This is a genomic window from Rathayibacter sp. AY1C4 (assembly GCF_002932195.1).
GTDB lineage: Bacteria > Actinomycetota > Actinomycetes > Actinomycetales > Microbacteriaceae > Rathayibacter.
This window is the reverse complement of sequence record NZ_PSWE01000012.1, coordinates 44,092-67,870: the sequence shown is the minus strand read 5'-3', so window position 1 is coordinate 67,870 and position 23,779 is coordinate 44,092. Positions and strand designations below refer to the sequence as shown.

Below are 23,779 nucleotides of genomic sequence, written 5' to 3'. Positions count from 1 at the left end.
TGCGCCCAGTATCTCCGCGTCCCGACGCGAGCACCAGGGGCGTCCTGCAGAAGGTCCGCCCCCGGCCCTCAGAGCTCGTCGCGGGTGGGCGGGTTCGCGCCGGAGCGGGAGGTCGTGATGCCGGCGACGTGCGCGGCGTGGCGGCCGATCGCGTGCAGGGCGGGGCCGTCGAGGAGCATCCCGTTCGCGGCGCCGAGGCCCTGGCGGAACGCCTCGTCGAGGATCGCGCCCATCGCGGAGTCGCCGGCGCCGATCGTGTCCGCCACCACGATCCGGGCGGCGGGCACGGTCACCCGCGTGACGGTCGAGGCCAGCAGCAGTCCCTCCGCGCCGCGTGTGACGACCGCGAGCTGCGACCCGAGCGAGAGCAGTCGGCTGAGGACCTCGTCGAGCTGCATCGTCGGGTAGAGCCACTCCGCGTCCTCATCGCTGAGCTTCACGACCTCGCACGCGGCGGCGATCCGCTCGAAGCGCGCGAGCGCCTCGGCGTGCGCGCCGACCAGAGCCGGGCGGATGTTCGCGTCGACGCTCGCCGTCGTTCCGGCGGGCAGAGCCTCGAGGAGCTCGAGCACGGCGGATCCGCCCGGCTCGAGGAAGATCGCGATGGAGCCGGTGTGGACGTGGGAGGCGCCCTCCGGGTCCGCCGCCGGCGGGTTCCAGGAGAGGTCGAAGACGTAGCGGGCCGACCCGTCCGCGGCGAGGACCGCCCGAGCGGTGCTGGTGCGCTCCGAGTCGCCGTGCCGGACCTCCACTCCGGAGGCCTCGAGGTGGGCGCTGATGCGGCGGCCGCGCTCGTCGTCGGCGATGTCGGTGACGAGGGTCGCGGGTCGCCCGAGTCGGGCGAGCGTGAGGGCGACGTTGGCCGGGGAGCCGCCGACGTGCTCCGTGGCGCTGCCGTCGCGCTCGACGATGTCGATCAGCGCCTCGCCGATGACCAGGGTGCGGGAAGCCGGGCTGACGCGCTCGTCGGTGGAGGACATGCCGACATCATGCCGGGTGACGGGGTCGCCCCGCGACGCGCGGGGCCGACCGGCGGAAGCGGCTCGCGTCCCGCCCGCGGTCTCAGCCCCGGTCGCGCAGGTCCGCCAGCACCGCGTCCACGGTCGTGATCTCGATCAGCGGCGCGTACAGGGACATGGCGTCGAGCGCGCGCTGGTGGTCGGCCTCGGAGGCGCCCGCGCAGGCGTCCGCGGCGACCCTGACCCGCACTCCGGCGTCCGCGGCCGCCAGCGCCGTCGAGAGCACGCAGCAGTCGGTCGAGACGCCGGTGAGCACGAGCTCGCGGGAGTCGTCGAGCTCGGCCTCGAGCTCGGGCCCCCACTTGCCGAAGGTCGTGGCGGTGATCGTGCGGTGGCCCTCGAACCCGGCCACGAGCTCGTAGAGCCGGTCGCTCTCGGGGACGAGCGCGAACGGCCACTCGCGGTAGTAGGGGATCCACGCGCCGGCGGGCCGCTCCGGGGCGACGAAGCGGGTGGTCACGACCCGCTCGCCGAACGCCGGGAGGAGCCGGCGGGTCCCCTCGGCCGCGCGCTCGAATCCGCCGGATCCCCACGGCGACTCGGCGTCGGCGAAGACGTGCTGCAGGTCGATCGCGACGAGCAGGCTCACGCCGAGGCCTCCTGGCGGCGGACGGCCCCGCGCGAGAGGGCGAGCGTTCCCGCGAAGCCGATCACGAGCGCCACGAGGACGCCGAGGTTGGCGCCGGCCCAGTCGCCGTCGCGGCCGCCGAGCGGGCCGAGGAGGTAGCCCTCCCACTCGAACCCGGGGGAGTAGTTGACCACCAGGCCCCAGCCGACGATCGCGCCGATCAGCACGAGGGCCACGGGGACCGCCGAGACGCTGCCGTAGCGGCCGCGGGAGTCGTACAGGGCTTCCTGGTCGTAGTCGCGCCGGCGGAGGAGGAGATCGGCGAGGAACACGCCGAGCCAGGCCGCGATCGGCACGCCGAGGGTGATCAGGAAGCCCTGGAACGGGCCGAGGAAGTCGCCCGCGACGAACACGACGTAGACCGCTCCGAGGACCATCAGCACGCCGTCGATCCCGGCGGCCACCGGCCGCGAGACCTTGAGCCCCGTGCTGAGCAGCGCCAGGCCCGAGGAGTAGATGTCCATCACGGCCCCGCCTATCAGGCCGAGCAGCGCGACGACGATGAAAGGGAGCAGGAACCAGGTCGGCAGGATCCCGGCGAGCGCTCCGATCGGGTCCGCGGCGATCGCGTCCGAGAGCTCCTGCGAGGAGCCGGCCAGCAGCAGGCCGACGACCACCAGCACGACGGGCGCGACCGCTCCGCCGATCGTCGTCCACGCAATCACTCCGCTCGTGCGGGCACCGCGGGGGAGGTAGCGGGAGTAGTCGGCCGCGGCGTTCACCCAGCCCAGCCCGAAGCCGGTCATCATGAACACGAGCCCGCCGATGACCGCGGCGGCCGAGCCCGCGGGCAGGGCGCCGACGGCGGCGAGGTCGATCCGGTCGAGGACGAGCACGACGTAGACCACGGTCAGCACGGCGGTCGCGACGGTGATCGCGAGCTGGAGCCGCATGATCAGGCGGAAGCCCGCGATCCCGGCGATCACGATGAGCGCGGCGACCACGATCAGCGCGACCACCTTGGTGAGCACGCCCCCGTCCCAGCCGAACTCCTCGAACACCGTCGCCGTCGCGAGCACCGCGAGGGAGGCCAGCACCGTCTCCCAGCCCACCGTGAGCAGCCAGGAGATCACCGAGACGAGGCGGTTGCCGTCGACCCCGAAGGCCGCCCGGCTGAGGACCATCGTCGGGGCGGAGCCGCGCTTGCCGGCGACGGCGACCAGACCGCAGAAGAGGAACGAGACGACGATCCCGATCACGCTGACGAGCGTCGCCTGCCCGAAGGAGAGGCCGAAGCCGAGGAGGAAGGAGCCGTAGCTCAGCCCGAGCACGGACACGTTCGCGGCGAACCACGGCCAGAAGAGGTCGCGAGGGCGGCCGTGCCGCTCCGACTCCTGGATCGTATCGAGGCCGTTGAGCTCGATGCCGCTCGCGGGGCGGGTGCTCGGACGATCGGGGGAGGTCATCGCGTCCTCGTTCTCACGGGTGCCGGCCCTGCGCCGGAGCTGTGACGAACCTACAGCGCCCCGCGCTCGAACAGCAGCCGGAGCGATTCGAGGTCGTCCGCGACCCGCGCGCAGTCCTCGTCCCAGTCGTCGAGACTCATCCCGAGGCGCCGCCGCACGGTGAAGGCCACCTCGGCGCCGTCCCCGTTCACGAGCACCCGGAGCGGATTGTCCACCACCGTCCCGTCGGGGAGCGTGACCTCGTGGTCCGCGACGCCGAACGGGTTCTGCGGGGCGAAGCGCACCTCGACCCGGCCCATCGGCGAGTCGGCGAACCAGCGTCCGTCGACCTGCTCGAGCGCGGAGGAGGCGAGGCCCGCGGCCCACCGCGGGAGGTTCGCCGGGTCGGAGACGAAGGCGTACACCTCCGCGGCCGGAGCCTCGATCACGACGCCCACGGGGCGCGATTCGTACAGGGTCATCCGCTCGTCCTTCCTCTGCAGCCGGTCAGTGCTCGTCGCCGAAGCTGGCGACCAGCAGCGCGGCCAGCGCCGTCCGCTCCAGCATGCCCTCGATGCCGATCGCCTCGCTGCGCGCGTGCGCCCCCTCGCCCGGGGCGCCGAGCCCGTCGAGGACCGGCAGGCCCAGGGCGGCGACGAGGTTGCCGTCGCTCGCCCCGCCGACCGCGATCTCGCGGAGGGGGACGTCGATCCGCTTCGCGACCCGCTCGGCCCTGCGGTAGAGCGCGGCGACGGAGGCGGTCCGCTCGAAGACGGGCCGCTCCCAGGAGCCGCGCACCTCCAGCCGGATGCGCGGGTCGGCGGCGGCGAGCGCGTCGAGCTCGGCCTCGACGCGGGCGGCCTCGGCGGATCCGCGGATCCGCGCCTCCAGCTCCAGGCGCACGCGGGCCGTCGTCACGTTGACCCGCGAGCCGCCGGAGACCACTCCGATGTTGACCGAGGTGCCCTCCTCCTCCCGCGCGATCGCCAGCACCCGCGGGATCAGCGAGCCGAGCTCGTGGATCGCGCTCGCCCCCTTCTCCGGCTCGACCCCGGCGTGCGCCTCGACCCCGACCACGTCGATCACGAAGCGCCCGATGCCCTTGCGCGCCGTCTTGACCGCGTCGCCGATCGCGCCCTCGAACACCAGGACCGCGTCGGCGCCCGCGCACTGCCGCTCCAGGAACGGGCGGGAGGCGGCGCTGCCGATCTCCTCGTCCCCGCTCATCACCAGGCGGACGGCCGGATGCGGGACGCCGGCGTGGCGGAGCGCGGCCACCAGCCACACCATCTGCACCAGCCCGGCCTTCATGTCGTAGCTGCCCGGGCCGCTCAGGCGGTCGCCGTCGACGGCGAAGGGCCAGGAGCGGGTCGTGCCCAGGGGCCACACCGTGTCGTAGTGGCCGAGCAGCGCCACGAACGGACGCGTGCCCCGGTGCGGTCTTGCGCCACCGCTCGCCGGGACGGTCCAGCTGGTCGCGGTCGGCGCGTCCTGCGCACGCCGGTGCTGCACGTCGGCGTCGTGCCCGAGCCGCTCTCCCACCCAGTGCACCAGGAAGGCGTGCAGCTCGCCGAGCGCCTCGAGGGAGTCGCTGGGGCTCTCGATCATCACGAGGTGCCGGACGTCGTCGAGCATCCGCGAGCGGTTGTCGCGGAGGAAGGAGCGCACGCGGGCGGCGTCGTCGGCATCGGGGAAGGTCATCGACTCCGGAGTACCAGAGTGCGGCCGCTCGCGCGAACCGGCTGAACCGTTCGGGCCCCCGTTACGTTGGTGCAGGAAGAGGTGGAGATGTCCGAGGATCAGGCCCAGATGCTGCGTGCGCTGCACGACGAGCACGCCAGCGCGCTCTGGCGGTTCGTGCTGCGCCTGACCGGCGACCGCCAGATGGCGGAGGACGTCGTGCAGGAGGCGCTGCTGCGCGCCTGGAAGCACCCCGAGATCCTCGCCCAGGGCGAGGCCGCCGCCCGCTCCTGGCTCTACACCGTGGCCCGGAACCTCGTCATCGACGACCGCCGCAGCGCCCGCTACGCCCGGGAGCTGGGCACGGACGAGGTCCCCGAGCGCCCGACCGCCGACCGCACCGACCAGGTGCTCGACGCCTGGCTGCTCTCGGACGCGCTCAGCGGACTGAGCCACGACCACCGCGCGGTCATCGTGCACGCCTACTACGGCGGCCGCACGGTCACCGAGATCGCCGCGCTGCTGGGGATCGCCCCGGGCACCGTCAAGTCGCGGATGCACTACGGGATGCGGGCCCTCAAGCTCGCACTGCAGGAGCGGGGGGTGACGGAGCTGTGAGCCGCGACCCCTCCTCCGACGACCGGCACGACGACCCCTTCCGCGACTGGGACGCCGCGTACCTCCTCGGATCCCTGACCGCTGCCGACCGCCGCGAGTACGAGCTGCACCTGCGCGCCTGCCCCGGCTGCCGCGAGTCCCTCGCCGAGTTCGTCCCGCTGCCGGGCCTGCTGGCCCACCTGCCCCAGGACGAGGCGATGCGCCTGGTCGAGGAGCCGGAGGCGGCCGGCGATCCGGCTCCGGCGGCACTGCTGACCCGCCTCGCCGCGGCCACCGACTCCGTCCGCCGCCGGACGCGGCTGCGCATCGCGGGCCTGGTGCTCGCCGCCGCGGGCGTCTCGGCCGCCGCCGCCGTCGCCCTGCCGCTCGCGATCGGCCCGACCCTCGCCCCCGTCGAGACCGTCGGCTCGACCGTCTCGCTCGCCGCGGCTCCGGGCGTCCCCGTCGAGGCCTCCGTACGGTTCGTGCCGCAGCAGTGGGGCACGCGGATCGACATGGACTGCAGCTGGGCCGACACGGCCGAGCAGTACGCGGGCTCGGCCGGCTACGTCCTCTACGTCACGGACACCTCGGGCGGCACCGAGGCCGTCGGATCGTGGACGAGCGCGCCGGGGACGACGATGGAGCCCAGCCTCGCCACCGGGCTCCCGCTCTCCGAGATCGCCTCGGTCGAGGTGCGGCTGCAGGGATCGGACACCGTCGTGCTCACCGGCCGCCCCTGAGCGGGCCGCCGGATTCCCAGGTGCGCGCTCGGCGGACTGAGTAGCTTCTCAGTCATGACGATCGCGACCCTCGCCCTCGCCCCCGCCTCCGTGGCGACCGCCTCCTCCTCCGACAGCATCGACGAGCTCTCCGGACTCGTCGGCGTCGCCGCGCGGGTGATCGCCGCGCTCGGAGAGGCGGGCGTCGGCCTGCTGACGCTGATCGAGACGGTGTTCCCGCCGATCCCGAGCGAGCTCGTGCTGCCGCTGGCCGGCTTCCTCGCCCAGCAGGGCCGGATGAACCTGGTGCTGGTCGTGATCACGGCGACCCTCGGCGCCTACCTCGGCGGCCTGATCCTCTACGCGCTCGGCCACCGCATCGGCACGGAGCGCTCGATCCGCCTGCTCTCCAAGCTCCCGCTGGTCGACCGCGAGGACTTCGAGAAGGCGGTCGGCTGGTTCCGCCGGCACGGCACCTGGGCGGTCCTCTTCGGTCGCCTCATCCCGGGCGTGCGCAGCCTCATCTCGCTCCCCGCGGGGGCCGAGCGGATGAACCTGCTGCTGTTCTCGGGACTGACGATCCTCGGCTCCGGCGTCTGGAACGGCCTGCTGATCGGCTTCGGCGCAGCCCTCGGCACGCAGTACGAGCTCGTCGACCAGTACGCGGGCGTGCTCGACGCGATCATCTACAGCGCGTTCGGCGTGCTGCTGCTCGCGCTCGTGGTGCGCCGCGTGCGGCGGCACCGTGCCGCGGCGCGCACCGGATCCCGCCACTGACCTGCGTCCACGGGCGGGCGGGCGCAAGGCCCCGCGCCACCCCGCCCCGGTGCCCTAACGTTCGAGGGGTCCGCACTCCCCGACGCGAAGGAACGCCATGTCCGAGACCGCCGCGCCCACGATGTCCCGCACCTCCGTCGAGCGCTGGTGGATCATCGCCGTCTCGCTGATCGCGATCGTGCTCGGCGTCATCGCCGTCCTGATCCCCGGTCCGACGCTGCTGACCGTCGCCATCGTCTTCGGCATCCACCTGATCGCCGCGGGCGTCTTCCGCCTGCTGCTGGCCTTCACCGCCTCGCGGCTCGATGCCCGGGTGCGCTGGCTCGCGGGCCTGCTCGGCGCCCTGATCCTGGTCGCGGGCATCCTGTGCCTGTCGAACCCGTTCGAGTCGCTGAGCGTCCTGGGCCTCGTGATCGGCGCGGGCTGGATCCTCGACGGCGTCTCGAGCATCACCAGCGGCCGCACCGTCGCCGGCCCCGCGTGGCTGCCGATCGCGGCAGGGATCGCCTCGGTCATCGCGGGCGTCCTGACGATCATCATGCCCGTGCTGGCGCTGGCCTCCTTCGTGACGGTCGCGGCCATCCTGCTGATCGTCGTGGGCGTCTCGGGCCTGCTCCTGCTCCCGGGCCGCACGAAGCGCCCCGAGAGCGCCGAGGCGTAGAACGCGCGGATGGCCGATCCCGATCTCGTCCCCGAGCTGCTCGTCGCCGACCTCGACCGGAGCCTGGGATTCTGGTGCGGTCCCTGCGGGTTCCGGATCCACTACGCCCGGCCCGAGGAGGGCTTCGCGTACCTGGTCCTCGGCTCCGCGCACGTGATGCTCGAAGAGGCGGGGCGGGGCCGCAACTGGATCGCTGCACCGCTGGAGCGCCCGCTCGGCCGGGGGATGAACCTGCAGCTGCACGTCGACGACGCCGACCGGACGGCAGCGGCGCTCGCCGAGGCCGGGACGCCGCCGTTCTCGCCGCTCGAGACCCGCTGGTACCGGGTCGGAGCGGAGGAGGCGGGCGTCCGTCAGCTGGTGGTGGCCGATCCCGACGGGTACCTGCTGCGGTTCCAGTCGTCGCTCGGACGCCGACCGGCCCGAGCGGACGTCCCCGTCGCTCCCTGACCGGCCGACCGCGCCACCATCCGCTCGGCTCGGGACGTCATGCCAGCGAGTGACGACCGTGACACCGCGCGGCTGGTTGCCTCGGAGACATGACGCAGCACCCCGCCACCGCGACCCTCCCGCAGGTCCCGCCCGCCGCCCTCTCCGAGCCCGCTATCGAGCAGGCCGCCTCGGCGGAGCACGAGCCCCTCGTCCGTCCGGCGGACCTGGTGTCGGCGCTCACGGGCGTCGCGCTCTGCTTCTTCTCCCTCTTCGTCTACGCCATCGCGCACTGGCAGTACTTCGGCGCGGACGTCGACGAGGTGAGCGTCCTCGGCTGGCTCGCGCCGCTGATCGCCGGCGTCGCCTGCCTGCTGTCGGCCGTCGTGTCCGTCGGGGTCCGCGCCTCCGGGCGCCGCGCCGAGCGGACCGCGGCATGATCGCCGTCCTCGCCGGGCCCGGCCTCGAAGCCGCGGAGCAGCTCCTCGTCCGCGCCGGATGCCTCCGCCCCGAGCACCCGTGGGCGGCCGGTGCCGCCACGGAGGCCGCGCCGCGGATCGACTTCGCCGTCCTCGCCGAGCAGGCGTGCCTCCTCGACCTCTCGGAGGAGGCGGTCGCCCGCATCGCCGTGTCGCTCGCCACCGGCCGTCCCGTCGATCTGCGGAGCGCCTTCGGGCATCTCACGCGCGACCACGCCCGGCTCGTCATGACCGCGGTCGCCGCGGCCGCCGGGCACGACCGCGTGAGCAGCCGGATCCGCGTGGTCGGCGACGAGCGCCGGGTCGAGACGGCGCCGCCCCTGGCCGTCTGGCCCTCCTGACCCCCGCCCGCCCCGATCGGGCGGGCGCGCTCGCCGATCCGACCCGGCGCTCCGCGTGCCTCCGATGCTCCAGGCAGGTGAGCCGTTCGGAGGTGCCGTGCCGCCGACCCGCGTCGCTACGGCCTTTCGGAGGTGCCCGGTTTAGGGTGTCCGTGTGCAACGAGTCGACGATTTCCCAGGAGCCGGACCGGTGGCGACCTCACCCGAATCCGGTGACCAGGGGGAGGCGTCCGCGCATCGGCTCTCCCCGACGGCGACCTCTCCCGTGCAGGTGACGAGCGGCGAGGCCGGCTACCAGGGCGGCAACGTGGCCGATCCGGTGTGGCAGTCGTGGCGCGACGAGCTCGCCAAGGTCGGCGGTCCGTCGCCCCTGCTCCACTTCGTGGACTCGCCCCGGACGCGCATCGAGCTCTCGACCACGCACCCCGGCGGGCTGCCCCCGTTCATCTCGGGCAAGACGACGCTCCTCTCCTCGCTCATCCGCGACGAGCTCGCCCTGCGCACCGCGAAGAACGCCGCGGGTGCGATCACCGACAAGGGGATCGAGCTGCGCTCGGTCCGCGGCATCGAGGGCGTCCACCTCGCCATCGGCCTCGCCCAGTGGCGCGCCGGCGACACGGAGTTCACCGCACCCGTGCTCCTGCGCCCGCTCGCCATCCGCCGCTACGGCCGCGACTTCGAGCTCAAGCTCAAGGGCCAGCCCTACTTCAATCCGCAGCTCGCGCGCGCCCTCAAGCAGCAGTTCGGCATCACGATCGACCCCGAGCAGTTCGTCGAGCTGGCCGTGCAGAACGGCGTCTTCAAGCCGCAGCCGGTCATCGACCAGTTGCGCGGCCTGACCTCGCACCTGCCGTGGTTCGCCGTGCACCCGCGCCTCGTGGTCTCGAGCTTCGCCGACGTGGCGGGCGACATGCTCCGCGACGCCCGGATGCTCGAGCACCCGGTCCTCGACGCCGTCGCCGGGAACCCGGCCGCCAAGCGGGCGCTGCAGCAGTCGCAGAAGGTGGCGTCGATCATCCCGCAGGACGAGCGTCCTCCGGCGACCGACAACCTCCTCCTCGACGCGGACGCCGAGCAGGAGCAGGTGATCGCGAACATCGCGGCCGGCAACTCGCTCGTCGTGAAGACCCTTCCCGGCACGGGCGGCACCCAGACCATCGTCAACGCGATCGGCGCCCTGGCCGCCCAGCACAAGCGCGTGCTGGTCGTCAGCGCCCGCCGGTCGAGCCTCGACAGCATCCACCAGCGCCTGCTCTCGGCGGGCCTGGGCGGCATCGCAGTCGGGCCCCGCACGCTCCGCCGCGACCTCATCCAGTCGATCGGCCGCAACGAGAAGGCCGCGCGCCCCTCCGTCAGCGAGATCGACGACGCCCTGCTCCGGCTGCGGAAGGTGCTGCTCGACTACCGCGGCGCGCTCTCCCGGCGCGACGAGAGCTTCGGCGTCTCGGCGCTGCAGGCCCTCGAGGAGCTCGCCCGCCTCTCGCAGCTGCGGACGCCCCCGTCGACCGCCGCCCGCCTCGACCGCCGCTCCGTCACCGCTCTCGCGCACAGCCGCCCCGAGGCGACCCGGATGCTGATCGAGTCGGCGCGCCTGGGCGAGTTCCGCTACGGCCCGGGCGACTCGCCCTGGTACGGGGCCCAGTTCGACTCCACCGCCGACGCCGAGATCGCCCACGAGCTGGCCAAGCGCCTGCACCTGCGCGACCTGCCGCGCCTGCTCGACCGCGCCCAGGACGTCATCGGCCAGACGCGGATGCGCCCGTTCGAGTCGGTCGCCGAGCTCGGCATCTACCTGCGCCTGCTGCAGGACGTCCGCGAGACGCTGGACAAGTTCCAGCCGGCCGTTTTCGACCGCTCGATCCAGGACCTCATCGTCGCCACCTCGCCGCGCCGCGAGGCCGCCGAGATGTCGTCCACCAACCGCCGGCGCCTGAAGAAGCTCGCGCGCGAGTACCTGCGTCCCGGCGCGCACGTCACCGACCTCAACGCGGCGCTCCGCCGGGTGCAGCAGCAGCGGACGCTGTGGCAGCGCTACGCGGTCGCCGGCACGATCCCCGAGGTCCCGGTCGGCGTCGCCGACGTGCAGGTGGCCTACCAGCAGGTGACCGACCAGCTGAGCCGTCTCGACGAGCCGCTCGGCCGCCGCGGGACGAACCTGCAGCTCGCCTCGCTCCCTCTCGCGGAGCTGGCCTCGATGGTGTCCGGCCTCGCCGAGGACAGCGAGGTGCTGGCCAACCTCCAGGAGCGGACGACCCTCCTCGCCACCCTGCGCGACTGGGGCCTGGACCCGCTGCTCACCGACCTCTCGCGCCGCCACGTGCCGGCCGAGCTGGTCGCGGGCGAGCTGGACCTGGCCTGGTGGCGCTCGGCGCTCGAGATCATGCTGACCGACGAGCGCGCATTGCTCGGCGGCAACACGAGCGTGCTCGACCGGCTCGAGGCCGACTTCAAGCTCGTCGACGAGGCGCACGCCGCCTCGAGCGCCGAGCTGCTGGCCTGGAAGCTCTCCGAGACCTGGAAGATCGGGCTCGTCGACTGGCCGCAGGAGCGCGACGCGCTGCGCGCGCTGCTGCGCACCGAGGCGGCGACGACCCCTCAGGAGCTGCAGAAGGCCGCTCCGCACCTCTCGCGCGTGCTCGCTCCGGCCTGGCTCGCCTCGCCGTACGAGGTGCACCGCATCGGCACCGAGACGACCTTCGACGCGGTGTTCCTCGTCGACGCCGGGGCGACCACGCTGGCCGAGAACGTCGGAGCGATCCGCCGGGCGAAGCAGGTCGTCGCGTTCGGCGACCCGGTCACGCAGACCCCCACTCCCTTCGGCCTTCGCGTCGACGAGACGCCGGAGTTCGGCTCCACCGCCTCGCGGACCGACGTGGAGGCGCTGCACGCCCAGTCGGCGCTCGCCCGACTCGGCGAGCTGCTCAACACCGTCACGCTCACCCGCAGCTACCGCGCGGGCGGCGAGGACCTGGCCGAGCTGGTCAACCGCCGCTTCTACGGCGGCCGCATCGACTCGCTGCCCTGGGCCGGCTCGTTCCTCGGACACGACTCGCTCCGCTTCCACTACATCGCGAGCGGGCACGGCATGCCCGAGAACGACTCCGGAGCCGTCGAGTCCGTCGACGCCGAGGTCGCGAAGGTGGTCGAGCTGGTGCTCGAGCACGCCGTGATCCGTCCGCGCGAGTCGCTGATGGTCATCACCGCGAGTCCTCGCCACGCCGTGCGGGTGCAGCAGGCGGTGCTGACGGCCTTCGCCAAGCGCACCGATCTGAGCGACTTCATCCTCGGCGACCGTCCCGAGCCCTTCGCCGTCGTGACGCTGGAGCAGTCGGTCGCGCAGAGCCGCGACCGCGTCATCTTCTCGATCGGCTACGGCCGGACGCCCCACGGCCGCCTGCTGTCGAACTTCGGCGCTCTCGCGGAGCCGGGCGGAGAGCGCCTGCTGGCAGTCGGGATGACCCGTGCCCGCCGCTCGATGGACATCGTCTCGTGCTTCCGCCCGGGCGACATCGACGAGTCGCGCATGCGCTACGGCATGGTCGCGCTCGCGCAGGTGCTGCAGGAGGCGGAGGACCGCGTCCAGCCGAGCGACCGCGACGACTACTCGGAGCCGATGCTGGTGGATCTCGCCGCGCGCCTCGAGCGCCGCGGACTCCGGGTCAACATCGGGCACAAGGGCAAGCTGGCCCTCGTCGCCGCGCACGGGACCCGTGCCGTGGTGGTCGAGACCGACCGCGACGTGAGCACGCAGAGCCTGCGCGTGTCGCTGCGCCTGCGTCCGGAGCTGCTGCGCCGGCTGGGCTGGCACTACCTGCGGGTGCACAACTTCGAGCTGTTCGCCGACCCCGAGGCCGTGGCCGCGCGGGTGGCCGGGCTGATCGGTGCGACCGCGGGGGAGGAGCAGACCGCTGCTCCCGCCGCCGGCGAGGCTCCTGCTGCTCCCGCCGCTCCTGCCGCCGCCGCCGCTCCGGCATCGGGGGAGACGCAGCCCGTCGAGCCGCTGCCGCGCGACTGATCGTGGCGCCGGATCCCGACGCCCCCGCGGGTGCCGACCGCCCGTTGCGGCGCACCCGCGGCGGTCGGCGGGCGACGCTCCCCGCGAAGCCCGGCACCGATCCGTCCCCGCACGACGCTCCGGTCGCCGACCCCTCCGCGTCGCCCGCGCGCCCCGACACCGGCCCGAACGACGCGCGCCTGCGCCAGGACGTCCCCCCGCACTACTGACGTCAGCCGGACCGGTCGGTGATCCGCGAGTCGGCGCTCGACCCGTCGACGACCTCGGACCTCACCCCGCCGCGCCCCGCCTCGACGAGCGAACGCGTCACGCCGCTGTCCGGCGACCGCTCACGTCGGACCCGGCGACGGTGACCGGCTGCTTCCCGTCCGGTGCCTGCGGACGATCGCGTCCGTCCGGTGCCTAGCTGATCGACCGCTTTCCGCCTCATGCCCGGCGATGTCCGATGAAGGCGTGGACACAGGAACGATCAGTCCCCGCCGGAGACGCTGAAGGCCCCGATAGGCGACCTACCGAGGGTGCAGGTGTCGTCCGAAACGCGTGCCAGCGTTTCGAACGCACTGTTCGCACACCGCTCCACGGAACGCTCTCCATCGGGAAGCCGACCGCGGTCTTCTTCCGCCTCCGGCGGAAGAAGACAGAGCGACTCAGTCGACGTGCTTGCCGGAGTTCGCGGTGGTTGCGGTGCCATTGTTGGCGAGCAGATCGCGGATGTCGGCGAGGAGCTCGAGCTCGGTGGGGGCCTTGTCCTCCGCGGCGGGGGCGTCGGCGGCCTTCTTGGCGAACGCGGCGTTCTTGAGGTGGTTGATCGGCAGGACGAACGCGAAGTAGAGGACGAAGGCGACGATCACGAACTGGATCAGGGCCGAGACGACCGAGCCGTAGGCGATGACGGTCGGGTCCTCGCCGTTCTCTCCCGGTCGGATGGGCCAGACCAGGGCCTCGAGGGAGGAGGCGTCGAAGATCACGCCGATGAGCGGGTTGAAGATCCCCGTCACGATCGCGTTGACGATGGTCGTGAAAGCGGCGCCGATGACCACGGCGACAGCCAGGTCGATGACGTTGCCGCGGAGGATGAACTCCTTGAAGCCGTTGATCATGATCGTTCCGTTTCTGCCGTGAGCGGTGGGTGGCGGGTCAGCTCCCTGAGGAGGAACCCGAGGAGGAGGACCCGGAGGAGCCCGAGGACGACGAGGAGGAGGACGATCCGGAGCCCGAGGACCCCGAGCCGGACGAGGAGCCGCCCGAGCCCGATGAACCCGAGGATCCGGAGGAGGAGCCGCCCGATCCCGAGGAGCCCGACGACGAGTCGGATGAGCCGGAGCCGGATGCGCCCGAGCCGGACGAGCCGGCACCCGAGGAGGAGGAGCCGCCCTCGCTCGACTTCCCGCTGGAGCGGGAGTCGGTGCGGTAGAAGCCCGAGCCGTTGAAGGTCACGCCGACCGCGCTGAACACCTTACGCAGCGCCCCCTGGCAGCTCGGGCACTCGGTGAGCGTGTCGTCAGTGAACTTCTGCTGGATGTCGAAGGCGTTGCCGCACTGCGTGCAGCGGTAGGAGTAGGTGGGCACAGGGGGCTCCTCGGAGGCGGGTGGGGGAGAAGGAGGACGGGGTCAGTGGCGCAGGTCGACGATGCCGGAGGGAGTGACGACTCCGTCGACGGCCTGGTCGTGGACCTCGCTGGGCACCCGGTCGACGAGCTCGCTGTCGAAGACGACGGCGTAGACCGGCGGGCACTTCTCCATCGAGCCGAGGGTCTTGTCGAAGTAGCCGCGCCCCCAGCCCATCCGCATCCCCTGCCGGTCGACGGTGGCGGCCGGGACGACGATGAGGTCGACGTCGTTGATCGCGATGGGGCCGAGCAGCTGCCCGACGGGCTCGGGCATGCCGAACAGGCCCTGGGTCTCGGTGTGGCCGTCGCCGACCGCCCAGTCGAGCAGGCCGTCCTGGCGCGAGACGGGGAAGAGGACGCGGATGCCGTGGCTCTCGGCCCAGCCCAGGAACGGCCGGGTGCTCGGCTCGTCCGGAGCGGAGAGGTAGCACGCGAGGGAGCGGGCCCCCACGCGGGTGGCGAGCTCGATCAGGTGGGCGGTGATCTGCTCCGCGGCCTGGTCGCGAGCGGTCGAGGTCTGCGTGCGGCGGCGCTCGCGCAGCTCGGCGCGCAGCGCCCGCTTCTCGTGCGTGATGTCGACTGGCATGCGCTCAGTCTAGAACCGGGCCCCGCGCCGGCCTCCGCGCGGACGACCCTGAGGGACGCTCGTCCCGGACCGCCCCGGAACGGGGTCCGGCGCCTTCCGTCGCCGGTCCTGGCGCGAAACTCCCGCGACTTCCCCCGCCGCTAGGATGGCGCCCCATGGGCACTCGAATCCGCAAAGCAGTCATCCCCGCCGCAGGTCTCGGCACCCGCTTCCTGCCGGCGACGAAGGCCATCCCCAAGGAGATGCTGCCGGTCGTCGACAAGCCGGCGATCCAGTACGTGGTCGAGGAGGCGGCGGACGCCGGCCTCCAGGACGTGCTCGTGATCATCGGGCGCAACAAGAACGCGCTCGCCAACCACTTCGACTCGGTGCCCGAGCTCGAGCAGAACCTGTCCCAGAAGAAGGACGACAAGAAGCTCGAGCACGTCAAGTACGCCAGCGACCTCGCCGACGTGCACTTCGTCCGTCAGGGCGAGCCGAAGGGCCTCGGCCACGCGGTCTCCCGTGCGCAACGTCACGTCGGCGACGAGCCCTTCGCCGTGCTCCTCGGCGACGACCTGATCGACGCCCGCTACCCGCTGCTCTCCCGCATGATCGACGTCGCCGAGCAGCGCGACACCACGGTGGTCGCGCTGCTCGAGGTCGACCCCGACCAGATCCACCTCTACGGCTGCGCGGCGGTCGAGGCGACCGACGAGGACGACGTGGTGCGGATCACCGGGCTGGTCGAGAAGCCCTCCAAGGAGGACGCCCCCTCGAACCTCGCGATCATCGGCCGCTACGTGCTGAAGCCCGACGTGTTCGGCGTGCTCGAGCACACCGCTCCGGGCAAGGGCGGCGAGATCCAGCTGACCGACGCGCTGGAGCGCATGGCCCAGGATCCGGCCGAGTTCGGCGGCGTCTACGGCGTCGTGTTCCGCGGCCGCCGCTACGACACCGGCGACAAGCTCGACTACATCAAGGCCATCGTGCAGCTCGCCTCCGACCGCGACGACCTCGGCAAGGACCTCAAGCCCTGGTTGAAGGACTTCGTCGCCGGCCTCTGAGCCCCGGCGAGCGCGCCTCCGGAACGGACGGGACCCCCTGCTGAGGCGGGGGATCCCGTCCGTTCCTCCGTTCCACGGAAGCACGGAACGCCCCGGAGTCCAGTCCCCCTCCCGCAGTGCGGTGGAGCAGTAGGGTCGCATCATGCCGCTCCCGATCCCGACGCTCACCGAGGGTCGTGTCACCGTCCGCCCCATCCGCGTGCGCGACGCCCGCCCTCTCGAGCGGGAGCTGATCGCGAACCGGTCGTGGCTGCGCCAGTGGGAGGCGTCCGACCCCCGGGGAGGCGCCGCATTCGACGTGCGCGCCAGCATCCGCTCGCTGCAGCAGAACGCGCGGGCCGGCGGGGGAGTGCCGTTCCTCATCGACTGGGACGGCGAGCTCGCCGGGCAGCTCAACATCTCGAACATCGGGTACGGCTCGCTCTCCTCCGGGTCGATCGGCTACTGGGTGTCCGAGCGCTACGCCGGGCGGGGGATCACTCCGATCGCCGTGGCCCTCGCGGCCGACCACGCCTTCCTCGACCTGGGGCTGCACCGGATCGAGATCTGCATCCGCCCGGAGAACCGGCCGAGCCTGCGCGTGGTCGAGAAGCTCGGCTTCCGCTACGAGGGCCTGCGGCGACGCTTCATCCACATCAACGGCGACTGGCGCGACCACTTCTGCTTCGCCCTCGTGGCGGAGGAGGTGCCCCGCGGCGTGCTCCGCCGCTACCTCGACGGGCAGGTCCCGTCGGAGGTCGGCGTGCCGACCGACGCGGATCTCCGCGCCTCGCGCCGCTCGGGTCTCTCCGGACCCTCCGACGGCGCCGGTGTCCCTCCGACGGGGCCCCGACTGATCCGCGATCCGCACGGACACACCTACCCGTAATGACGGACGGGAGTGCCCGGTGCTCCTAGCGTTGTCCGCATGAGTAGCGACTGGCTGGGCGGGGGCGTCGTCTGGGCGCTCGCCGCCGTTCTGTGGGTCGCCTATTTGATCCCCACGTGGATGCGCAGGCGGTCGTACAACGCGACCGAGCGCAACGCGGTGAGGCTGCAGCAGACGCTGCGGATCCTCGCCGAGACCGCGGAAGTGCCCGAGCACGTGCGTGCGGAGGCGACGGCCCGCGAGGTGGCGCTGCAGCAGCGCCGGCTCCGGGTGACCGAGACACGACGACGAGCCGAAGAGAAGGCACAGGCGATGGAGCTGGCACAGGCGGAGAAGGCGGCGCGCGACGCGCTGCGACGGGCGACCGCGAGCGCACGGCGGAGCACGCGGTCAGGGCCCTCGGTCCTGCGCTGGCGCCAGGGCGCCGCGCTGGCCGTGCTGGTCGGGGCGGTCGCCGCGCTGGTCGGGCTCGTGATGCTGCCCTTCGGCGGCACGGGTGCGGTGCCGCTCGTCGGCCTGCTCCTCGCCGTCGCGGGGCTCGGCACGCTGATCCTGCTGGCTCCGGGTCGCCGGCGCGCGGCCGCTCCGGCCGCAACAGCGACGACGGCCGCCGCGACCGAGCGCCGGCGCGCCGAGGTCTTCGAGGCCGAGCTCGCCGAGGAGGCGGCGGACGACGCCTCCGAGGAGCTCGCCGAGGACCGTGCGAGCTGGACGCCGCAGCCGCTCCCCAAGCCGCTCTACCTCTCCCGGGGCACGGTCGCCGCCTCCGCGATGGCGTCGATCGACGCCGTGGAGCGCCTGCGCACCGCCGCGGCGGAAGCGGAGCTCGCCCAGCGCGCCGCCGCGACCGCTCCCGAGGTGGCGCCGCTGCGCGTCCCGCGTGCTGCCGCTCCCGCTCCCGAGGCGCCGCGTCCCTCCTCCCGCTTCGCCGCGATGGGCGTCGTGGACGGCGTCGACGCGATCGACCTCGACCAGGCGCTGCAGCGCCGCCGCGGGGCCTGACCCGAGTGCGAGGCGCCTGCTCGTCCGTGCTAGTGTGGACGAGTTGTTCGGGCCGGTGACGGCTCGGAAGGCACGGGTCCGTGGCGCAGTTGGTAGCGCGCTTCGTTCGCAATGAAGAGGTCAGGGGTTCGAATCCCCTCGGATCCACCACCACGGAAGGCCCGCTCGAGAGAGCGGGCCTTCTGCGTTCTCCCGGCGGCCGGATCGGGAACCTCGCCTGTTCGGCGGGTCGACCGCCTCGCGGCCTCGACGCGCTCGTCGGCGGAGAAGTGGTCCGTTGGATCGGCTTCGGTACTAGGCGTCTCCGCCGATCCTGGCTCGACCGCCGAGGACGGCGACTCCCGTCGAGACTCCGGCGACTGCGACCATCGCGACGATGCCCAGTGCCCGGAGCACGAACGCCTTGTGCTCCGAATCCTTGAGTGCTTCGTCGTCGATCGCTTCTTTGAACAGCCGAAGGACCGAGTAGCGGTCCGCCGCGCTCAGGGTGTCACGATCCAGTTCGCGGTTCAGGACGGCGCGGTACTCGGCGAAGGCCCTGTGAACCTTCTTCTGACTCTTCCAGTTGGCTCGAACGGCTGAACTCGCCTGATCTCGCACTTCACTGAACGAGTCGAGGACGAGATTCTTGAAATCCGGGAACTGCTCGACGACCTTCAGGGCGAGCTCCTCGCTCATGTTCGGCAGCTCGGATGCGAACGCTATGAACTTCTCTTTCGACAGATTCCTCCAAGAGTCGATACCGATCCTCTGCTTGAGATCGTCCTCGTTCGAGTAGTCCATGCTGATCCCTCTTCCCTCCACGGCGACGGCCGATCATCGCTTCAGAGTATCGAGGAGGAGCCGTCGGTCCACGTGCTCTCCGGGCGGGAGAGCGCGCGGGCCGGTCGTGCAGGTCCTGACGATCGGGCGCCCGAAGCTGTGGGCCGCTCGCCTCCGTGCGTCCTCCGTGTCCCCCATCCGGGCCGCGCCTGACGGGAGCCGCCCTCCTCCGGTCCGTCGGGGGAGCCGCGGCGACGTACGCTCGCCCCTCGTGCTCTCGCAGCACGCGAGGCACTCGAACGATGGACGACCAGGGGACGGGACGACATGGGGACCACAGCACACAGGGCACGGCGGAGAGCAGCAGGGGTCGGCGCGGGGGCGATCGCGCTCCTGGCGGGGCTCCTGGCGGCACCGCCGGCGCAGGCGTCCGGGACGCAGACGCTGCTCGCGCTCGGCGACTCGATCACGCGCGCGGCCACGACCTGCGGGGTGAACCGCGACTGCGTCGAGAACTCCTGGGCGACGGGATCGGCGCCCGCGGTCGACTCGATCGCGAACCGGATGGCGGCGGCGGATCCGCGGACGGCGGTCCGCGCGGTGAACTACGCGAAGTCGGGCGCGGTCATCAGCGGAGTCGAGTCGCGGATCGACGCCGCGGTCGCGGCCGGGGAGGAGCCGGACGTGGTCACGCTGCTGATCGGCGGCAACGACCTCTGCTCGCTGAGCCTCTCGCCCGACTCCCGCGACGGCTACGCGATGACGCCCGCGGCCTCCTTCGCCGCGTCGGCGACCCGGATCCTGCGCTCGATCGGCGAGGAGTGGCCGGAGGCGACGGTGCTCGTCGGCTCGGTCCCGGACATCGAGTCGGAGTGGGAGGCCGTGAAGCCGACGCCGGGCGCCGCGATCTGGGCCTGGGGCGGGGTCTGCCGGACCCAGCGCGGAGTCGACGCCACGACCGGAGCCCCGCTGACCGGCTCGGCCTACACCGCCTCGCTCGCGGCGGCGGAGGACCGGGAGGCCGCCTTCAACGAGGCACTCGAATCGGCCTGCGCATCCGCCGCGAACGACTGCGTCTGGGACGGCGGCGCCCTCACGGCGGCTCCGATCTCGCTCGACCAGCTCTCGACGGACGTCGACTACTTCCACCCGAACGTCGCCGGCCAGGCGATGATCGCGGAGGAGCTGTGGACGGCCTGGGGCCTCGGCGACGAACCGGCTCCGACCCCGACCCCGACTCCCACGTCGGCGCCCACCGCGGCTCCTGCTCCGGCACCCACGGGCTCGCCCGCGCCGTCGCGCGACACGACGGCTCCGAAGACCGTCATCACCGCGCCGACGAGCGGATCGACGGTGCGCGGCTCTGTCACCCTGGTCGCCACCGCCAAGGACGACGTCGGCACGACGAAGCTGAGCTTCTGGAGCGGAGCCACGCGGCTGGGCGACGCGACGAGGGCGTCGGACGGCACGTGGCGCCTGACCGTCTCGGCCTCCTCCTACCCGGCCGGGCGGTACGCGATCGTCGCGCACGCCTACGACGCCGCAGGGAACCTCGGGCGGAGCTCTTCGATCACCCTCAAGCGCTGAGCGGCTGAGGGGGCCGTCCGTCACCGGCCCCCTCAGCCCGGCGCGACGAGCAGCACGTCGGGACGATCCCAGTTCTCGACGGTCTGCAGCACCCAGAAGACCCCGAAGAGGGCGAGCGCGACGGCCTCGCCGAGCAGGAGCCACTGCTCGCCGAGTAGCTCCGCTCCCCGCCCCGTGAGCAGCAGGAGCACCAGCGCCGCATCGACCGCGGCGATCAGCACCGCGAGAACGGCGTAGCAGCGGGAGTAGAAGCGCGGCGTCCCCGGCCCGCTCGCTCCCTCCTCGCGCACCGCGACGGCGTGCAGACCGGCGGTGACGGCGATGAGGAGGAAGAAGACGCCGGCGGCGGCGTAGTGGCCGAGCCGCAGGAACGACGGGAGCGTGCTCCAGGCCGCCAGGAAGATCAGGAGGGCGGCGGCGATCGCGGTGCGGACCAGTGCCCAGCGGTCGAGGACCCGGTCGAGGGCGAGCAGGATCACGGAGGCGACGAGGACGGCCGCGGCCGTGACCAGGTAGGCGGGCAGGGAGGCGGCGACCTCACCCGCGGCCGTCGCGGGAAGGCACGACGCCCCTCCCGCCGGGCACACCGCTCCCTGGAGGCGCTGCAGCTCCTCCGAGGCGAGGGGCACCGGCACGATCGCGATGACCGGCGCCGTCATGCCCGCCAGCAGCAGGAGGAAGCGCCGCACGCTCCTCCCGGCGAGGACGACCAGCGCGACGCCGACCGCGAAGAGCGCCCCGGTGAAGAGGGAGCGGACCGGGGTGTAGTACGAGGCGCTGATCGAGCGCAGCGGGCCTCCGACGACGAGCTGGTGGACGAGGCCGGCCGTGAGGAGCACCACGGCCGCCACCAGGGAGAGGCGGACGTAGCGGTAGGTGCGGAGGGAGGAGACGGCGCCGCCCCCGCCCAGCGCGTCGCCGCGGGCCACCCGGCTACTCCGCGCGCAGGCCGGAGGAGGCGAGGGCGAAGTCGACGTCGATGCGGATGGCGACGCGGAGGGGGTTCGGGCGCGGGGTGCGGTAGCGCTGGGAGTAGAGCTCGACGGCGTGCTGCACGGCGTCCGGCTCCTCCTCGATCGTCGCCGGACCGCCCAGGCTCAGCCACCGGATGCCGTCGACCTGCCCGACCGTCGCGGTGCCGCCCCGCCGGACGTTGAGCACCTTCTGGCTCTCGCGGGAGGTGATGACGCGGACGACGCCGTCCTCGTAGGTGAAGCCCACGGCGACCACATGCAGGCGGCCCTGGCGGCCGGGGGTGGAGAGGGTGGCCAGGTGGCGCTCGGTGACGAAGGCGAGGCCGTCGGCGCTCAGGATGCTCATCCCGCGAGCGTAGCCGGAGGCGCCGACGCGCTCCTGGGGGCGGACCGCCGGTCAGCCCTCGAGGATCAGCGCCTCGCCCTGGCCGCCTCCGCCGCAGAGCGCGGCGACGCCGAGCCCGCCGCCCCGGCGCCGGAGGGCCAGCGCCAGGTGCAGGGCCAGCCGTGCTCCGGAGGCGCCCACAGGGTGGCCGAGCGCGATCGCCCCGCCGTCGGGGTTGACCGCCTCGGGCTCGACGCCGAGATCGTCCGCCGACTGGAGGACGACGGAGGCGAACGCCTCGTTGATCTCGATCAGGTCCAGGTCGGACACCGCTGCACCGCGGCGGCCGAGCGCCCGGAGGATCGCCGCCGACGGCTGTGAATGCAGGGAGTTGTCCGGTCCGGCGACCTGCCCGTGCTCGGCGACGGTCGCGAGCCAGGGCAGTCCGCGCTCGCGGGCCCAGCCGCGGGACACGACGACCAGCGCGGCGGCGCCGTCCGTGATCGGGGACGAGCTGCCCGCCGTGATCGTGCCCTCGGGCGAGAACGCGGGGGCCAGCCGGGCGAGCGTCTCGACCGTGCTGTCCTCCCGGATCCCGTCGTCGGCGGACACGACGAGGTCCGGTCCGCGCCGCTGCGGAACCGCGACCGGCACGATCTCCTCGGCGAGCACGCCGGTGGACCGTGCCGCGGCGGCCCGCTGGTGCGAGAGCGCGGCGAAGGCGTCCTGGCGCTCGCGGCGGATGCCCCGTGCGGCGTTGCCGTCGTCGGTCACCCTCCCCATCAGGCGGCGGTCGAACGGATCGAGCAGGCCGTCGTGGAGGAGTGCGTCCTCGAGCGGACGCGGACCGACACCCAGGCCCGAGCGGGATCCGAGCAGGAGGTGCGGCGCGTTGGTCATCGACTCCTGCCCTCCGGCGACGACCACCTGCGCCTCGCCGAGCCGGATCATCCGCGCCGCGTCGATCACCGCGGTGAGACCCGACAGGCAGAGCTTGTTGATCGTGACCGCCGGGACGTCCCAGCCCAGGCCCGCGAGGACCGCGGCCTGCCGGGCGGGGCCCTGACCGGCTCCGGCCTGGATCACCTGGCCGAGCACGACCGCGTCGACGTCGGCCGCGGAGGCGCCCGAGCGCTCGAGAGCCCCTCGGATGGCAGCGGCGCCGAGCTCGACGCCCGAGAGCGGCGCGAAGGCTCCGGAGAAGCGGGCGAACGGGGTGCGGGCGCCCCCCAGGATCACGGGGGTGGTGTCGTCAGTGGACACGGGGACTCCTTCTCGACGGTGAGAGCGGGGGAAGCGGTGGGGAGACGGATGCCGGGAGCCGGCCCGGCTCAGGGAACGAGAAGGATCTTCCCGCGGACGTGGCCGTCCTCGCTGAGCCGGTGCGCCTCTGCGGCCTGCTCGAGCTGGAGGCGCGGACCTGTCGCGACCGCGAAGCGCCCCTCGCTCGCCAGCCGGGCGGCCAGCGGCACCCCCTCGCGGCGGAGGCGCTGCTCCTCCTCGGTCAGCGGCACGGGACTGCCGCCGCTCCAGGCCCGGATGCCCAGCTCGGCCGCCCGAGGACCGGCGACCACCGTTCCGACGTGCTGCGGATCCTCCACCAGCGCGAGCGAGGCGGCGAGCGCCTCGTCCGTCCCGGCCGCGTCGAGCACGCGGTCGACGCCCTCGGGCGCCGTGGCACGCAGCCGCTCGAGCAGTCCGGGCCCGTAGGCGACCGGCACCGCTCCGAGCGCGCGCAGCGCCTCGTGATTCGCCGGGCTCGCCGTGGCGATCACCCGGGCTCCGCGGTCGACGGCGAACTGGATCGCCGCCCGGCCGACCGCTCCGGCGCCCGCGTGGACGACGAACGTCGATCCCTCCGCGACGCCGAGCGAGACCACCGCCTGGTAGGCCGTGGAGACCGGGATGCCGAGCGCGGCCGCCTCCTCGAAGCCGAGTCCGTCGGGGAGCGGATCGAGGGAGTCGGGGGAGACCGCGACGGCGGTCGCGTAGGTGCCGGTGGCGCCGCTGACGATGACCCGGTCGCCGACGCTCCAACCGGTCACTCCCGGACCGACGGCGGAGACCACGCCGGAGCCGTCCGACCCGAGCCTCCGCGGACCGTCGAACGGCGGGCTCGGGCGCAGGCCGGAGCGCACCTTCCACTCGATCGGGTTCACACCGGCCGCGCGGACGGCGACCACCACGATTCCGGGCCCCGCCTCGGGCTCCGGCGCCTCGACGGTCTCGAGCACCTCGGGCCCGCCGATCCGCTCGTACTGCACGATCCTCGCCATGTCGTCCTCC

General features: G+C 73.2%; 26 protein-coding genes, 1 tRNA gene and 1 pseudogene. 15 read left to right on the top strand and 13 right to left on the bottom strand.

Going from position 1 to position 23,779, the window contains the following annotated elements; translation table 11 throughout:
* Nucleotides 1-68: 68 nt before the first annotated feature.
* The 5 genes from C5C99_RS08120 to C5C99_RS08100 form a co-directional block, all read right to left on the bottom strand.
* Nucleotides 69-980: a carbohydrate kinase gene (locus C5C99_RS08120; protein WP_104339893.1), complete on the bottom strand. Its 912-nt coding sequence runs from the start codon at nt 978-980 to the stop codon at nt 69-71.
* A gap of 82 nt (nt 981-1,062) precedes the next feature.
* Nucleotides 1,063-1,608: a cysteine hydrolase family protein gene (locus C5C99_RS08115; protein ID WP_104255421.1), complete on the bottom strand. Its 546-nt coding sequence runs from the start codon at nt 1,606-1,608 to the stop codon at nt 1,063-1,065.
* Nucleotides 1,605-3,053 carry a cytosine permease gene (locus C5C99_RS08110; RefSeq protein WP_104335760.1) on the bottom strand — a complete coding sequence of 483 codons (1,449 nt, stop codon included), beginning with the start codon at nt 3,051-3,053 and terminating at the stop codon, nt 1,605-1,607. The genes C5C99_RS08115 and C5C99_RS08110 overlap by 4 nt, the downstream gene beginning before the upstream one ends.
* Nucleotides 3,054-3,103: 50 nt before the next feature.
* Nucleotides 3,104-3,514 carry an SRPBCC family protein gene (locus C5C99_RS08105; RefSeq protein ID WP_104309811.1) on the bottom strand — a complete coding sequence of 137 codons (411 nt, stop codon included), beginning with the start codon at nt 3,512-3,514 and terminating at the stop codon, nt 3,104-3,106.
* A 25-nt stretch (nt 3,515-3,539) separates the two neighbouring features.
* On the bottom strand, nt 3,540-4,733 hold the full coding sequence (locus tag C5C99_RS08100; RefSeq protein WP_104225069.1) for a M20/M25/M40 family metallo-hydrolase: 1,194 nt from the start codon (nt 4,731-4,733) through the stop codon (nt 3,540-3,542).
* A gap of 87 nt (nt 4,734-4,820) precedes the next feature.
* Between C5C99_RS08100 and C5C99_RS08095 the strand changes: the two genes are divergently transcribed.
* The 9 genes from C5C99_RS08095 (at nt 4,821) to C5C99_RS08055 (ending at nt 12,942) form a co-directional block, all read left to right on the top strand.
* Nucleotides 4,821-5,330 carry a sigma-70 family RNA polymerase sigma factor gene (locus C5C99_RS08095; protein ID WP_104225070.1) on the top strand — a complete coding sequence of 170 codons (510 nt, stop codon included), beginning with the start codon at nt 4,821-4,823 and terminating at the stop codon, nt 5,328-5,330.
* The gene (locus C5C99_RS08090) at nt 5,327-6,052 is read left to right on the top strand and encodes an anti-sigma factor (RefSeq protein ID WP_104273099.1); all 726 of its coding nucleotides are present in this window, start codon (nt 5,327-5,329) and stop codon (nt 6,050-6,052) included. The genes C5C99_RS08095 and C5C99_RS08090 overlap by 4 nt, the downstream gene beginning before the upstream one ends.
* Nucleotides 6,053-6,106: 54 nt before the next feature.
* The gene (locus C5C99_RS08085) at nt 6,107-6,808 is read left to right on the top strand and encodes a DedA family protein (protein WP_104339892.1); all 702 of its coding nucleotides are present in this window, start codon (nt 6,107-6,109) and stop codon (nt 6,806-6,808) included.
* A gap of 97 nt (nt 6,809-6,905) precedes the next feature.
* On the top strand, nt 6,906-7,469 hold the full coding sequence (locus tag C5C99_RS08080) for an HdeD family acid-resistance protein (protein ID WP_104225073.1): 564 nt from the start codon (nt 6,906-6,908) through the stop codon (nt 7,467-7,469).
* Nucleotides 7,470-7,478: 9 nt separating this feature from the next.
* Nucleotides 7,479-7,919: a VOC family protein gene (locus C5C99_RS08075; protein WP_104339891.1), complete on the top strand. Its 441-nt coding sequence runs from the start codon at nt 7,479-7,481 to the stop codon at nt 7,917-7,919.
* A gap of 89 nt (nt 7,920-8,008) precedes the next feature.
* Entirely contained in the window at nt 8,009-8,338 is a 330-nt protein-coding gene (locus tag C5C99_RS08070; protein ID WP_104288088.1) for a hypothetical protein, read from the top strand.
* Nucleotides 8,335-8,718, top strand: coding sequence for a hypothetical protein (locus tag C5C99_RS08065; protein WP_104333096.1), 384 nt, complete (start codon nt 8,335-8,337; stop codon nt 8,716-8,718). The genes C5C99_RS08070 and C5C99_RS08065 overlap by 4 nt, the downstream gene beginning before the upstream one ends.
* A gap of 190 nt (nt 8,719-8,908) precedes the next feature.
* Nucleotides 8,909-12,733: a DEAD/DEAH box helicase gene (locus tag C5C99_RS08060; protein WP_374952906.1), complete on the top strand. Its 3,825-nt coding sequence runs from the start codon at nt 8,909-8,911 to the stop codon at nt 12,731-12,733.
* Nucleotides 12,734-12,735: 2 nt separating this feature from the next.
* Nucleotides 12,736-12,942, top strand: coding sequence for a hypothetical protein (locus C5C99_RS08055; protein ID WP_104246712.1), 207 nt, complete (start codon nt 12,736-12,738; stop codon nt 12,940-12,942).
* A 438-nt stretch (nt 12,943-13,380) separates the two neighbouring features.
* Here the strand turns inward: C5C99_RS08055 and mscL are convergent, their stop codons facing one another.
* Nucleotides 13,381-13,833: a large conductance mechanosensitive channel protein MscL gene (gene mscL / locus C5C99_RS08050; RefSeq protein ID WP_181027096.1), complete on the bottom strand. Its 453-nt coding sequence runs from the start codon at nt 13,831-13,833 to the stop codon at nt 13,381-13,383.
* A gap of 29 nt (nt 13,834-13,862) precedes the next feature.
* Here mscL and C5C99_RS17625 point away from each other — a divergent pair, with 29 nt between their 5' ends.
* Nucleotides 13,863-14,147 (top strand): hypothetical protein, encoded by a 285-nt coding sequence (locus tag C5C99_RS17625; RefSeq protein ID WP_308471459.1) that lies wholly within the window; start codon nt 13,863-13,865, stop codon nt 14,145-14,147.
* 14 nt (nt 14,148-14,161) lie between these two features.
* On the opposite strand, the pseudogene C5C99_RS17620 reads toward C5C99_RS17625, so the two are convergent.
* Both C5C99_RS17620 and C5C99_RS08040 read right to left on the bottom strand, forming a co-directional pair.
* Nucleotides 14,162-14,302 (bottom strand): annotated as a pseudogene (locus C5C99_RS17620) (FmdB family zinc ribbon protein); the annotation flags it as partial.
* 42 nt (nt 14,303-14,344) lie between these two features.
* Complete coding sequence (locus C5C99_RS08040; RefSeq protein WP_104339890.1) at nt 14,345-14,929, bottom strand: 5-formyltetrahydrofolate cyclo-ligase; 585 nt, start codon at nt 14,927-14,929, stop codon at nt 14,345-14,347.
* Between the two features lie 155 nt (nt 14,930-15,084).
* Between C5C99_RS08040 and galU the strand changes: the two genes are divergently transcribed.
* The 4 genes from galU (at nt 15,085) to C5C99_RS08020 (ending at nt 17,995) form a co-directional block, all read left to right on the top strand.
* A complete protein-coding gene (gene galU, locus C5C99_RS08035; RefSeq protein WP_104297210.1) occupies nt 15,085-15,975 on the top strand; it encodes a UTP--glucose-1-phosphate uridylyltransferase GalU in 891 nt (296 codons plus the stop codon).
* A gap of 142 nt (nt 15,976-16,117) precedes the next feature.
* Nucleotides 16,118-16,843: a GNAT family N-acetyltransferase gene (locus C5C99_RS08030; RefSeq protein WP_104223217.1), complete on the top strand. Its 726-nt coding sequence runs from the start codon at nt 16,118-16,120 to the stop codon at nt 16,841-16,843.
* A 39-nt stretch (nt 16,844-16,882) separates the two neighbouring features.
* Nucleotides 16,883-17,845: a hypothetical protein gene (locus tag C5C99_RS08025; protein ID WP_104223216.1), complete on the top strand. Its 963-nt coding sequence runs from the start codon at nt 16,883-16,885 to the stop codon at nt 17,843-17,845.
* Between the two features lie 74 nt (nt 17,846-17,919).
* Nucleotides 17,920-17,995: transfer RNA gene (locus C5C99_RS08020), tRNA-Ala, on the top strand.
* Between the two features lie 144 nt (nt 17,996-18,139).
* On the opposite strand, the gene C5C99_RS08015 is transcribed toward C5C99_RS08020, so the two are convergent.
* Nucleotides 18,140-18,628, bottom strand: coding sequence for a hypothetical protein (locus tag C5C99_RS08015; RefSeq protein ID WP_104226443.1), 489 nt, complete (start codon nt 18,626-18,628; stop codon nt 18,140-18,142).
* A 306-nt stretch (nt 18,629-18,934) separates the two neighbouring features.
* On the opposite strand from C5C99_RS08015, the gene C5C99_RS08010 reads away from it, so the two are divergent.
* Nucleotides 18,935-20,194 carry a GDSL-type esterase/lipase family protein gene (locus C5C99_RS08010; RefSeq protein WP_104297209.1) on the top strand — a complete coding sequence of 420 codons (1,260 nt, stop codon included), beginning with the start codon at nt 18,935-18,937 and terminating at the stop codon, nt 20,192-20,194.
* Nucleotides 20,195-20,226: 32 nt separating this feature from the next.
* Here the strand turns inward: C5C99_RS08010 and C5C99_RS08005 are convergent, their stop codons facing one another.
* The 4 genes from C5C99_RS08005 to C5C99_RS07990 form a co-directional block, all read right to left on the bottom strand.
* On the bottom strand, nt 20,227-21,123 hold the full coding sequence (locus tag C5C99_RS08005) for a hypothetical protein (protein ID WP_104339889.1): 897 nt from the start codon (nt 21,121-21,123) through the stop codon (nt 20,227-20,229).
* Nucleotides 21,124-21,127: 4 nt separating this feature from the next.
* The gene (locus tag C5C99_RS08000; RefSeq protein WP_104223212.1) at nt 21,128-21,514 is read right to left on the bottom strand and encodes a pyridoxamine 5'-phosphate oxidase family protein; all 387 of its coding nucleotides are present in this window, start codon (nt 21,512-21,514) and stop codon (nt 21,128-21,130) included.
* Nucleotides 21,515-21,565: 51 nt separating this feature from the next.
* The gene (locus C5C99_RS07995) at nt 21,566-22,756 is read right to left on the bottom strand and encodes an acetyl-CoA C-acyltransferase (RefSeq protein WP_104232853.1); all 1,191 of its coding nucleotides are present in this window, start codon (nt 22,754-22,756) and stop codon (nt 21,566-21,568) included.
* 68 nt (nt 22,757-22,824) lie between these two features.
* Nucleotides 22,825-23,769, bottom strand: a complete 945-nt coding sequence (locus C5C99_RS07990) for an NADP-dependent oxidoreductase (protein ID WP_104268518.1) — start codon at nt 23,767-23,769, stop codon at nt 22,825-22,827.
* Nucleotides 23,770-23,779: the final 10 nt, after the last annotated feature.

Bases quoted from the DNA above. Each gene is read 5' to 3' on its own strand.
- galU (WP_104297210.1), top strand. From the start codon at position 15,085: ATGGGCACTCGAATCCGCAAAGCAGTCATCCCCGCCGCAGGTCTCGGC.
- mscL (WP_181027096.1), bottom strand. From the start codon at position 13,833: ATGATCAACGGCTTCAAGGAGTTCATCCTCCGCGGCAACGTCATCGAC.
- C5C99_RS08080 (WP_104225073.1), top strand. From the start codon at position 6,906: ATGTCCGAGACCGCCGCGCCCACGATGTCCCGCACCTCCGTCGAGCGC.
- C5C99_RS08015 (WP_104226443.1), bottom strand. From the start codon at position 18,628: ATGGACTACTCGAACGAGGACGATCTCAAGCAGAGGATCGGTATCGAC.
- C5C99_RS08075 (WP_104339891.1), top strand. From the start codon at position 7,479: ATGGCCGATCCCGATCTCGTCCCCGAGCTGCTCGTCGCCGACCTCGAC.
- C5C99_RS08010 (WP_104297209.1), top strand. From the start codon at position 18,935: ATGGGGACCACAGCACACAGGGCACGGCGGAGAGCAGCAGGGGTCGGC.
- C5C99_RS08065 (WP_104333096.1), top strand. From the start codon at position 8,335: ATGATCGCCGTCCTCGCCGGGCCCGGCCTCGAAGCCGCGGAGCAGCTC.
- C5C99_RS08040 (WP_104339890.1), bottom strand. From the start codon at position 14,929: ATGCCAGTCGACATCACGCACGAGAAGCGGGCGCTGCGCGCCGAGCTG.
- C5C99_RS08105 (WP_104309811.1), bottom strand. From the start codon at position 3,514: ATGACCCTGTACGAATCGCGCCCCGTGGGCGTCGTGATCGAGGCTCCG.
- C5C99_RS08110 (WP_104335760.1), bottom strand. From the start codon at position 3,053: ATGACCTCCCCCGATCGTCCGAGCACCCGCCCCGCGAGCGGCATCGAG.
- C5C99_RS08085 (WP_104339892.1), top strand. From the start codon at position 6,107: ATGACGATCGCGACCCTCGCCCTCGCCCCCGCCTCCGTGGCGACCGCC.
- C5C99_RS08100 (WP_104225069.1), bottom strand. From the start codon at position 4,733: ATGACCTTCCCCGATGCCGACGACGCCGCCCGCGTGCGCTCCTTCCTC.
- C5C99_RS08030 (WP_104223217.1), top strand. From the start codon at position 16,118: ATGCCGCTCCCGATCCCGACGCTCACCGAGGGTCGTGTCACCGTCCGC.
- C5C99_RS07990 (WP_104268518.1), bottom strand. From the start codon at position 23,769: ATGGCGAGGATCGTGCAGTACGAGCGGATCGGCGGGCCCGAGGTGCTC.
- C5C99_RS08070 (WP_104288088.1), top strand. From the start codon at position 8,009: ATGACGCAGCACCCCGCCACCGCGACCCTCCCGCAGGTCCCGCCCGCC.
- C5C99_RS08025 (WP_104223216.1), top strand. From the start codon at position 16,883: ATGAGTAGCGACTGGCTGGGCGGGGGCGTCGTCTGGGCGCTCGCCGCC.
- C5C99_RS08000 (WP_104223212.1), bottom strand. From the start codon at position 21,514: ATGAGCATCCTGAGCGCCGACGGCCTCGCCTTCGTCACCGAGCGCCAC.
- C5C99_RS08095 (WP_104225070.1), top strand. From the start codon at position 4,821: ATGTCCGAGGATCAGGCCCAGATGCTGCGTGCGCTGCACGACGAGCAC.
- C5C99_RS08120 (WP_104339893.1), bottom strand. From the start codon at position 980: ATGTCCTCCACCGACGAGCGCGTCAGCCCGGCTTCCCGCACCCTGGTC.